This is a genomic window from Roseobacter sp. AzwK-3b (assembly GCF_000170875.1).
Lineage (GTDB): Bacteria > Pseudomonadota > Alphaproteobacteria > Rhodobacterales > Rhodobacteraceae > Roseovarius > Roseovarius litoreus.
This window is the reverse complement of record NZ_ABCR01000014.1, coordinates 55901-66218: the sequence shown is the minus strand read 5'-3', so window position 1 is coordinate 66218 and position 10318 is coordinate 55901. Positions and strand designations below refer to the sequence as shown.

Here is a 10318-nt window from a genome sequence, read left to right as displayed (position 1 = left end):
TTTCCGGCCTTGCGCCTTAGCGCTGATCCCACATCTGGTCATAGGCTTTCATGTGCTTGACCAGCAGATCGCCATGCTTGTCGTACCAGGCCGGGATACTGCGGAACTCCTTGATGGTGGCCTTGCCGTTCTCGATCGCCACCACCGGCCAATCGCCCACCAGCGCGTTGTCGATCCCGAAAAGCTCGGTCCCCCACCAGCGCGCATCGCCGAAGGCATGCTTGCCGGTGCCGCCCTCCTTCATGGCGGCGATCACCGCATCCGGCTCGGCCGATCCGGCCTTCTCGGCGGCGGCTTTCCACAGATCCATCACCGAGGCATATTCCCAGCTCACAGCACCCCACTGACCGGGATAACGCTTGTTGAACTCGGCGAAGAACCCGTTTGGATCCTCGAAATTCACCTGATCCGAATTCAGCGCCGGATCGTCGAAATCCGGGAACTGGAACAGGAACCCCTCCATGAATTCCTTGGATGTCTTGGCGATGATCTGGTCATAGAAATCCGCCGTGCACGAGATGATCTGCCCCTCATAGCCTTGCTGGAACAACTGTTCGCAGATCGGATGCACATAATCCGAATAGCACGTGTCCAGACAGACGATATCCGGGTTCGACGACATCAGCCGCGTGACGACTGGCGCGAAATCGGTCGTGGCCGGGTCGAACAAAAGCGGCTCGTCCTGCATCTCGATCCCCGCCGCCTCGAACGCCGCGAGATACGTGGCGACCGACGGCAGGCCAAGCGCATCGTCCTGCGCGCACATCACCGCCGTCTTCAACTCGGGCCGGTTCTCGGCCAGCCACTCGACCGCCGTCACATTGTAGATCGGATGCACCTCGGCCGGCGCGATCAGCGTGGTGGTATCGGGACTGAGATCACTGGGCAGCAAGGTCGAAAACAGCATTCCGGTCCTGTCAGCCACCGGCTGCACGCCGGGCCATGTGTCGCCACCGAGCATCATGATGAAGCTGACGCCATCCTCACGGATCAGCTTGGTCGCGCCGGTGCGGGCCTTGGCGGGGTCATATTCGTTGTCATAGGCCACGAACTCCACCTGATAGGCGCCGTCCGACAGCTGGATACCGCCCGCCGCGTTCACCCTCTCGGCCCAGATCTGGCACCCGTCGAGCCCCGGCTTGCCCCAGGCCGCCACAGCCCCCGTCAAAGGCGCAAGAAAGCCGATCCTGATGACGTTGTTCTGGGCATGGGCCAGCCGTGGCAAGCTCGAGGCCGCCGCCGCCGCTGCCGCTGCCGAGGATTGCAGGAAGGTCCGGCGCGTCAGCCCCGGCTTCATGATCTTGGAAAGCATTTTCGTTTTCTCCCATGTTGGCATGCCCGCTGGTTTCGGGCGATTTTCTTGGAGGCCAACGTCATGGAACGAGCGGGCGCGACAGCGGCAGGGCGACCGAGGCACAGCCATACCAACGCGCGCAGGTTGCTTCGGCCTCGACTCCGAACGCTAACAGAGATACCCCAACCTGCCAACAAAATTGGTTCAATTATTGGATCAATTGTGGACTTTTATTGCGCACTAAATCCGACAAAAATAAACGGATTATCATAATTACTTGTTTTTGTTATATATATTATGTATTTAAAATAATCATATTTTCAACCACAAGGGTACCAATTTTCATATCCGGCCCAATCTCCCGTCTGCGCGGGGCATCATCCGCCGCCCATGGGCGCGGCAAGCATGGCGCACCACATCCCTGCAGCAGACCGCTTTCCCACCCGCCCTTTGCGCGCTAGGTTGTTCCATCTAAGCAAGCTTCAGGATCCCCGATGACCCGACCCATCGACGACACCGCAACCATCGTCACACCCCAGCCGATCGGCGCGACGGTGCAGATCGTGGTCGATACCCTGTTCGCGCGCATCAAGTCCGAAGAATACCCGACCGACACGCGCCTGCCCTCCGAACGCACCCTGGCCTCGGAACTGGGGGTCGCGCGCAACACCGTCCGCGAGGCGCTGGACGTGCTGGAAAACCAGAACGTGATCCGCCGCCGCCCCGGCTCGGGCAGCTTTGTGACCTACCGCTCCAAGACACCTTCGCGCGCCGTCGACGAATCCGTCGCCGATGATACAAGCCCGCTGGATCATCTTGTGGTGCGCGGCATTCTCGAACCTGAAATGGTCCGGCTTGCGGTGGTCAACATGACCCCTCGCCAGATCACCGAATTGTCGCAAACACTGTCGGCGCTCGAAGCCATCAACACCGACATGGACGCCTTCATCGAACTCGAGGAAAAGCTCTACACCCAGATCGCCGAAGGCACAGGCAACCCGCTGCTGGCGTCCTGCTACCGGTTGACCATCGAAACCTACCGCCAGAGCTTTCGCACCAAGCTGCGCCGCCGCAACCTGACGCCGCGCCGCATTCAGGACTATCAGAAACGCTATAACACCTTGTTCAACGCCATTGCGTCGCGCGATGTCGCCTCTGCGGTGGAATTCATCAAGCTGCATCTGGTCGAGGAACAGAAACTGCTGTTGCAGGAATTCTGATCGCGCCTCACGCCTCGATAGTGCGGGCCTGCAATTCGGTGCCCTCGCCGACCCCGCGCTCCAGTCGCTGATCCCACATCTGACCCAGAGCGACCATCTCGCGTTTCAACAGATCGGCATTGTCGCGCAGCCATCCCGGCACCGACCCGAAGCTGACGATCCGCGCCTTGCCGTCCTGCACCGTCACCACCGGCCATTCGCCCACCAGCGCATTGTCCACGCCGAACACATCGCGCCCCCACCATTGCGCCGGGCCGAACGCATGGGTGACATGGCCAAGCTGCTTCATCGCCGCCAGAACCGACAGCGGATTGACCGTACCGGCCTTTTCCACCGCCGCGTGCCAGATATCCAGAATGGCGGCATATTCCCAACTGACCGCGCTCCAGCTGCCGGGGTAGCGGGCGTTGTATTCCTCGTAAAAGACATTCGGCTGATTGAAGAAAAACGCCTTTTCCCGCAGCGCAGGATCGTCGAAGTCCGGAAAGTGAAAGACCGCCCCTTCCATGAAATCACGCCCCGTGCGCGCCACCAACCGATCGTAGTGATCCAGCGTGCACGAGATGATCTGCCCCCTGAAGCCCTGCGCATGGGCGTATTCCGTCATCGCATGCACCATCGGCGTATAGCTGGTGCACCAGCACAGGATATCGGGGTTTTCGTCCAGCATCGGCTGCACCAATGCCGCGGCATCGGTCATCGCGGGATCATACTGGATTTCCTTGGCGATCTCGATGCCCGCCGCCTTGAACGCCGCGCGATAGGTGGCCAGCGACGGCAGGCCAAGCGCATCGCGCTGACTGCACATCGCCACTGTTTTCAACTCGGGCCGCGCCTTGGCCAGCCACTCCACCCCAGTGACCAGATAGATCGGGTGCACCTCGGACGGGGCAATGAGATAGGGCGTATCCGGGCTCAGGTCACTGGGCAGCAGCGTCGAGGTCAGGATGCGCCGATCCATCAGGAAATCCGCCACCGGGGTAAAGCTGTCACCGCCCAGCATCATCAGCAGCTTGACGTCATGATCTTGCACCAGCCGCACAGCCCCCGCCATCGCCGTCTTCGGCTCATAGCCGCAATCATGCGCATGGATGCGAATCGGATAGCGGCGCCCGTCGATCAGCAGACCGCCCGCGGCATTCAGCCAGTTTTCCCAGATCCGGCAGCCATGCAGCCCGGGCAGCCCCCAGGATTCGACCGGCCCGCTCAGCGGCGCGAGAAAGCCGATATTGACGGTACTGGCCATCCCCGCCTGCAGGCGCGGCAGCGCGCCACTTATCGCCAGCCGATGCGCAAAACTCGACGACTCCATGATATTCCGTGCTCCCTTGCGCCAAGACGTTCTGCGACGATACCACCGGATCGCGCCCTGAACAGGATTGTTGTTGACTCATTGGTACACGGTTTGGCTTACTGAAGTGAACCAAAAGAACCAAAACAGGAATTTGGTTCATACCAATCAGGGAGACTGACCACATGGCAAAGAAACGCGTTGGTATCATTGGGGCCGGCCCTTCGGGGCTTGCACAGCTGCGTGCATTCCAGTCCGCCGCCGAAAACGGCGAGGATATCCCCGAGATCGTCTGCTACGAGGCGCAGTCCGATTGGGGCGGCCTGTGGAACTACACATGGCGCACCGGCGTCGATGACAGCGGCTTTCCCTGCCATGGCTCGATGTATCGCTACCTGTGGTCCAACGGCCCGAAGGAGGGCCTGGAATTCGCCGACTACACCTTCGATGAACATTTCGGCAGGGAAATCGCCAGCTACCCGCCCCGCGAGGTGCTGTTCGACTATATCAAGGGCCGCGTCGAAAAGGCCGGGGTCCGCGACTGGATCCGCTTCAACAACTACGTGCGCGATGTCCGTTACGACGACGCAACCGGCACATTCACCGTCACCGCCCGCGACACGGCCCGCGACGAGGAAACCATCGAGGTGTTCGACCATGTGATCGTCGCCTCTGGCCATTTCTCCACGCCCAACGTGCCGCATTATCCGGGCTTCGAATCCTACAATGGCCGCATCCTGCACGCCCATGACTTCCGCGATGCCCGCGAATTCGAAGGCAAGGACATCCTCATCATGGGCTCGTCCTACTCGGCCGAGGATATCGGCTCGCAATGCTGGAAATACGGCTGCAACTCGATCATCTCGTCACACCGCTCCGGTCCCATGGGCTACCAATGGCCCGACAACTGGGACGAGGCCCCCGGCCTCAGCCATGTCGAGGGCAAGACCGCCCATTTCGTCGACGGCACCAGCCGCGAGGTCGATGCCATCATCCTGTGCACCGGCTACAAGCACCACTTCCCCTTCCTGCCCGACGCTCTGCGCCTCAAGACCGCCAACCGGCTGGCGGCGGCGGATCTCTACAAGGGCGTGGTCTTCGTGCCCAATCCCAAACTGTTCTATCTCGGGATGCAGGACCAGTGGTTCACCTTCAACATGTTCGATGCGCAAGCCTGGTGGGCGCGTGACTGCATCATGGGCAAGATCGCCCTCCCGGACACCGCCACCATGGAGGCCGACTGGAAACAGCGCGAAGCCGACGAGGACAAGCTCGAGGACGATTACGCCTGCATCAAATATCAGGGCGACTATGTCGAGGAACTGATCGCCGAAACCGATTACCCCTCCTTCGATGTGGAAGCCGCCTGTCAGGCCTTCTACGAATGGAAGAAGCACAAGAAGAAAGACATCATGGCCTTCCGCAACTACGGCTATGTGTCACCGATGACCGGCAAGAAGGCACCGCCGCATCATACACCTTGGGTCGAGGCACTCGATGACAGCCTCGACTCCTACCTGCAAACCGAAAAACAGGCCCAATCCGCCTGATCCGATGTCGTCCCGGCCAAACCTTTCCCCCATGGCCGGGGCGACGAACCCTTGAGCGCGCGAACACATCATGGCCATCACCCCCCTCTTCGAGACCCCCTACGAGCGGGCGGGCATCCTGTTGCCCGGCCTGCCGGTGCTGGAACCCGGCGTCGAACGACACCCCGTGCCCGCCGGCGGCTCCCGTGCCCTGCCAATCGAGGCGGGGGACGAAATCACCCTGCTCGATCCCGAAGGCCTGCAACCCGGCGAACTTGTGCTCTTCGGCCCCGACGGGCGCTCGGACGCGGCCATGCTGGGGGCCACCGGCTCGGGCCGCCCCGAAGGCGTGATCTCGGTGCTGGCCAATGGCTCGCCCTCGGGTGCCCGTGTGGCGCGTGCGCTCGATGCGGCGGGCTTCAAGCTGGGCAAGGCCGATGCGGTGCGCGTCTTTGCCGAAGGCTCGCGCCCCGGCGACATGGCCACCTTTCACGCCGCCTGCGACGGCCTGCTGATCGTCGCCGCCCCCGGTGGCCCGATGCAGCCCTGCGCGCAGGACACGCCCACCGACCTGATCCTCTATATCCGCCGCGCCAACCGCCGCAACGCCAAGGGCGGGCTCCTGCCCCCCGATCCGCTGGCCGATCCGATCCACAACATCAACATCCAGCCCGGCGAGGCGCACAGCTACGAGGTGCGCAAGGGCCAGTATATCCAGATCCTCGATGTGCAGGGCCGCGAATGCTCGGATTTTCAGGCCTTCTCGATGCGCGCACTGGACAAGGGGCTGGAACGCGACATCGACCCCACCACGACCCGCTCGCTGATGGGGTCGCTCTACCCCCAGCCCGGCATCTTCTCGAAATACTGGAGTGTCGATCAGGAGCCGCTGGTCGAGATCGTGCAGGACACATGCGGCCGGCATGACACGTTCGGGCTGGCCTGTACCGCGCGCTATTACGAAGATCTGGGCTATCCCGGTCACGTGAACTGCTCGGACAACATGAATGCCGATCTTGCGCAATACGGCATCCGCCCGCGCGCCGGCTGGCCCGCGATCAACTTCTTCTTCAACACCATGCTGGATGAGACAAACGCCATCGGCATGGACGATCCATGGTCGCGCCCCGGCGATTTCGTGCTGCTGCGCGCGCTCACCGACCTGATCTGCGTGTCCACTGCCTGCCCCTGCGATGTGGACCCGGCCAATGGCTGGAACCCCACCGACATTCAGGTGCGCAGCTATGGCGCGACCGAAACCTTCAGCCGTTCGATCGGCTATCGCAAATCGGCGGAGGCCCAAGTGGAAGACACCAAGGAAACCGGGTTCCATTCCCGCTTCGCGCAGCACACGCGCAATTTCATCGAATACAATGGCTACTGGCTGGCCTCGGACATGACCGGCAAGGGGGCGCTGGCCGAATACTGGGCCTGCCGCGAAAAGGCCGCCGTGATGGATCTGTCGCCCTTGCGCAAATACGAGGTGACAGGCCCCGACGCCGAAGCCCTCATGCAGCTTTGCGTGACCCGCAACATGAAAAAGCTGGCTGTCGGTCAGGTGGTCTATACCGCCATGTGCTACGATCACGGCGGCATGATCGACGACGGCACCGTGTTCCGTCTGGGTCAGGACAATTTCCGCTGGATCGGCGGCAACGACACCTCCGGCCTGTGGCTGCGCCAGCAGGCGCAGGAGCGCGGGATGAACGCTTTCGTGCGCAACTCGACTGACCAGCTGCACAATATCGCCGTGCAAGGCCCCCTCAGCCGCGAGATCCTCTCGGCCCTGATCTGGACACCGCCCACCCAGCCCACCATCGACGAGCTGGAGTGGTTCCGCTTCACCATCGCCCGGATCGGCGACTATGACGGGATCCCTCTGGTGGTCAGCCGCACCGGCTATTCCGGCGAATTGGGCTACGAGGTGTTTTGCCACCCCAAACACGCCCCACAGGTCTTCGACGCCATCTGGGCCGAAGGCGCACTCAAGGGCATGCTGCCCCTCGGGCTTGAGGCTCTGGACATGCTGCGCATCGAATCCGGGCTTATCTTTGCCAATGCCGAATTCTGCGACCGCACCGACCCGTTCGAGGCCGGCATCGGCTTTGCCGTTCCGCTCAAGACACAAGAGGACGATTTCATCGGCCGCACGGCGCTCGAAAACCGCAAGGCGCATCCGCAGCGCAAACTGGTCGGGCTCGAGATCGAAAGCGGCATCGTACCCTCGGGCGGCGATTGCGTCCGCATGGGCCGCGCCCAGATCGGCGAGATCACCTCGGCCATGCGCTCACCCATCCTCGGCAAGACCATCGCACTGGCGCGGCTCGACCTGCCCCATACCGAGCCGGGCACCGCCGTCGAGGTGGGTCAGCTCGACGGGCAGCAAAAACGCCTCAAGGCCACCATCGTCCCCTTCCCGCATTTCGATCCGACCAAGGAACGCGTGAAGGGCAATTACGGCTGAGACCGGCGCCTCCGGGCCGCGCCGCAACGCGCGGTCCGTTTACGATTGATCTGCAGCAGGTCGATACCGACGCGATACCGACGTTATACCGACGCGATGCCGAACGGGTTTTCCCCTGTTAACCAAGGGCTTTGGGGTGAGTCGCGGCTCAGCCGGTCCGGATCGCTGTTCCCAGCTTCGCACTCCGCCGCCCCTGCGTGCCGTCTCGCCCCAAGGTCCGGCAGAGCAGCGCCACCGGAATCAGCCCGAACGCCACCAGCACCAGCGACGGCACAGCCGCCTCCGACAGCCGCTCATCCGACGCCAGCCGGTGCGCCTGCACCGCCAGCGTCTGGAAATTGAACGGATGCAGGATCAGCGTGGCGGGCAGTTCCTTCATCACATCGACGAACACGATCAGCAGCGCCGTCAGCACGCTGGTGCGCGCCACAGGCAGATGCACCCGCCACAAAAGCCGCGGTCCCGGCTGCCCAAGCGACCGACCAATCGCGTCGTAATGCACTGGAACTGTTGCCATTCCGCTGTCATAGGCATTCAGCGCGGCGGCCATGAACCGCGCCATATAGGCCACGATCATCAGCCATATGGACCCGGTAATGAGCAGCCCCGTACTGATCCCGAACGAGGCTTCCATCACATCGTCGATCAGATTGTCGAGCGCCGCCATCGGCACCATCAGCCCCACCGCGATCACGCCGCCCGGCACCGCATATCCCAGCCCCGCGCCCACCACCATCAGCCGCGACCGCCGGTCCGGCCGGGTGCGTGCGCGAAACCCGATCAGCACCGCCCCGATCACCGTCAGAACCGCCGCAACCCCCGCCAGCAGAACGGAATTCTGCATCAGCGACAGATACCGGCTATCGAACAGGTTCTGCCCCGACCCCACCGCCATAAACCCCAGCATTATAACGGGGATCAGGAACCCAAGCGCCACCGGCGCAAGGCAGAACGCCGTCGCCATCCAACCCGCCGCACCGGTCAGCTGGGGCCGCTCCATCGTCTCGAACCGCGCGCCCTGCCCCGCAGTCCGCGCCTTGCCGCGCTGCGCCCGCTCCAGCCCCGCCAGAAGCAGCGCAAAGCTCAGCAAACACAGGGATAATTGCGCCGCCGCCGCCCGATCCCCAAGCGAGAACCACGCCTGGTAAATCCCCGTGGCAAAGGTCTGCACATTGAAGAACGCAACCGTTCCATAATCCGCGATGGTCTCCATCACCGCCAGCAGCGCGCCCCCCGCAATCGCAGGCCGCGCCATCGGCAGCGCCACCCGCAGAAAGGCCCGGAACGGCGAGCGCCCAAGCGTCCGCGCCACCAGAAACGCGTTCGAGGATTGCTGTTTGAACGAAGCCCGCGCCAGCAGGTAGACATAGGGATAAAGCACGATGGTCAGCATCAACGCCGCCCCGCCCAGACTACGGATTTCCGGGAACCAATACTCCCTCGGCCCCCAGCCCGTCACCTCGCGCAGCAAGGTCTGCACCGGCCCCGGATGATCCAGCAAGGATGTATAGGCATAGGCCAGCACATAGGCCGGAAACGCCAGTGGCAGCGCCAGCGCCACCTCCAGCCAGCGGGAGCCGGGAAAGCGGTAGACGGTGACAAGCCAAGCCGTCACACTGCCGATCAGTGCCGTCGAAACCCCTACGATCATTACCAAAATCAGCGTCGTGCGCGCATAGCGCGGCAGGACGGAGGCGAGAATATTGCGCCACGTATCAAGATCGCCAGTGAATGCCGCAAGCGCCGCCGCCAGGATCGGCGCGACGCAAAGGATCACGGCAATCCACGCAATTCGATGCAGCAGGCGTTCGGACATATCGGTGCTTTCGACGGTTCAGGCGCCATGGCTGCCACAAAACGCTGTCGGGTTCCAGACATTCCCGACAAAAAAAGTGTGGGATGCGGTGCGACCCTGTCTTCGGGCCGCACCGGGTTGCGGCTTCGCGTCAGCGATCCAGCAGTCTTGCCTGCGCCAGATAGGCCTCGCCAGCGGCACGCAGACGCTCGGGGTCATCGCCTTCGGATGTCTGGTGCACTTCCTCCAGAACCACAGGCAGCGCGCCCAACTCCTCGTTGATCTTCGCCAAGGCTATTTCCAGAGTATAGGTATATTCGTGCACCTCTTCCATATCCGCCGTCGTCAGCGGATCGCGGTCCAGCACATTGGCCAATTTGGCGTTATATTTAGCGAAATTCTCGACCGCCTGCTCCAGCGTCTCGGATGGTTCGGGCGCATAATGCGTCACCTGCTCGGCTGTTGCTGGCACCAAATGCCCAAGCGTGATCGCCGCAGCTGTGACAAGACTTCCAACGGTATGTTTCATCGGTCTGATCCTTTTTCGGATATATCATGCTGGCTACCGCGCGGGTTGGCCGATGATCCACCGACTGCGTACCGCTCAGGTCGCTCTCGTTTCGCGGGGACAGTTCTGCACCATCACCATTCGGGTGCAGATGATCCGCGCGACACCGTCGCGACGCTCGTGCAAAGGCCGGAAACCCAAGCCTCGCGCCACGCCA

7 protein-coding genes are annotated in these 10318 nt (G+C 62.5%); 3 read left to right on the top strand and 4 right to left on the bottom strand.

Features of this window, described 5'->3' with window-relative positions; genetic code table 11:
* Positions 1-16: 16 nt before the first annotated feature.
* Positions 17-1312 carry an ABC transporter substrate-binding protein gene (locus RAZWK3B_RS18350; RefSeq protein WP_007817824.1) on the bottom strand — a complete coding sequence of 432 codons (1296 nt, stop codon included), beginning with the start codon at positions 1310-1312 and terminating at the stop codon, positions 17-19.
* Between the two features lie 476 nt (positions 1313-1788).
* On the opposite strand from RAZWK3B_RS18350, the gene RAZWK3B_RS18345 reads away from it, so the two are divergent.
* Positions 1789-2514, top strand: coding sequence for a FadR/GntR family transcriptional regulator (locus RAZWK3B_RS18345; protein ID WP_007817822.1), 726 nt, complete (start codon positions 1789-1791; stop codon positions 2512-2514).
* A gap of 7 nt (positions 2515-2521) precedes the next feature.
* On the opposite strand, the gene RAZWK3B_RS18340 is transcribed toward RAZWK3B_RS18345, so the two are convergent.
* Positions 2522-3826, bottom strand: a complete 1305-nt coding sequence (locus RAZWK3B_RS18340) for an ABC transporter substrate-binding protein (protein WP_007817820.1) — start codon at positions 3824-3826, stop codon at positions 2522-2524.
* 164 nt (positions 3827-3990) lie between these two features.
* Between RAZWK3B_RS18340 and RAZWK3B_RS18335 the strand changes: the two genes are divergently transcribed.
* Both RAZWK3B_RS18335 and RAZWK3B_RS18330 read left to right on the top strand, forming a co-directional pair.
* Positions 3991-5355 carry a trimethylamine monooxygenase gene (locus RAZWK3B_RS18335; RefSeq protein ID WP_007817818.1) on the top strand — a complete coding sequence of 455 codons (1365 nt, stop codon included), beginning with the start codon at positions 3991-3993 and terminating at the stop codon, positions 5353-5355.
* Between the two features lie 70 nt (positions 5356-5425).
* Positions 5426-7798: a trimethylamine N-oxide demethylase gene (locus RAZWK3B_RS18330; RefSeq protein WP_007817816.1), complete on the top strand. Its 2373-nt coding sequence runs from the start codon at positions 5426-5428 to the stop codon at positions 7796-7798.
* A 148-nt stretch (positions 7799-7946) separates the two neighbouring features.
* Here the strand turns inward: RAZWK3B_RS18330 and RAZWK3B_RS18325 are convergent, their stop codons facing one another.
* Together RAZWK3B_RS18325 and RAZWK3B_RS18320 are read right to left on the bottom strand one after the other, a co-directional pair.
* Complete coding sequence (locus RAZWK3B_RS18325; protein ID WP_007817814.1) at positions 7947-9614, bottom strand: ABC transporter permease; 1668 nt, start codon at positions 9612-9614, stop codon at positions 7947-7949.
* A 130-nt stretch (positions 9615-9744) separates the two neighbouring features.
* Positions 9745-10122, bottom strand: a complete 378-nt coding sequence (locus tag RAZWK3B_RS18320; RefSeq protein WP_007817812.1) for a DUF6746 family protein — start codon at positions 10120-10122, stop codon at positions 9745-9747.
* Positions 10123-10318 lie beyond the last annotated feature (196 nt).

Coding starts and splice junctions, on each gene's coding strand:
- RAZWK3B_RS18350 (WP_007817824.1), bottom strand. CDS start 1,312: ATGCTTTCCAAGATCATGAAGCCGGGGCTGACGCGCCGGACCTTCCTG.
- RAZWK3B_RS18345 (WP_007817822.1), top strand. CDS start 1,789: ATGACCCGACCCATCGACGACACCGCAACCATCGTCACACCCCAGCCG.
- RAZWK3B_RS18340 (WP_007817820.1), bottom strand. CDS start 3,826: ATGGAGTCGTCGAGTTTTGCGCATCGGCTGGCGATAAGTGGCGCGCTG.
- RAZWK3B_RS18335 (WP_007817818.1), top strand. CDS start 3,991: ATGGCAAAGAAACGCGTTGGTATCATTGGGGCCGGCCCTTCGGGGCTT.
- RAZWK3B_RS18330 (WP_007817816.1), top strand. CDS start 5,426: ATGGCCATCACCCCCCTCTTCGAGACCCCCTACGAGCGGGCGGGCATC.
- RAZWK3B_RS18325 (WP_007817814.1), bottom strand. CDS start 9,614: ATGTCCGAACGCCTGCTGCATCGAATTGCGTGGATTGCCGTGATCCTT.
- RAZWK3B_RS18320 (WP_007817812.1), bottom strand. CDS start 10,122: ATGAAACATACCGTTGGAAGTCTTGTCACAGCTGCGGCGATCACGCTT.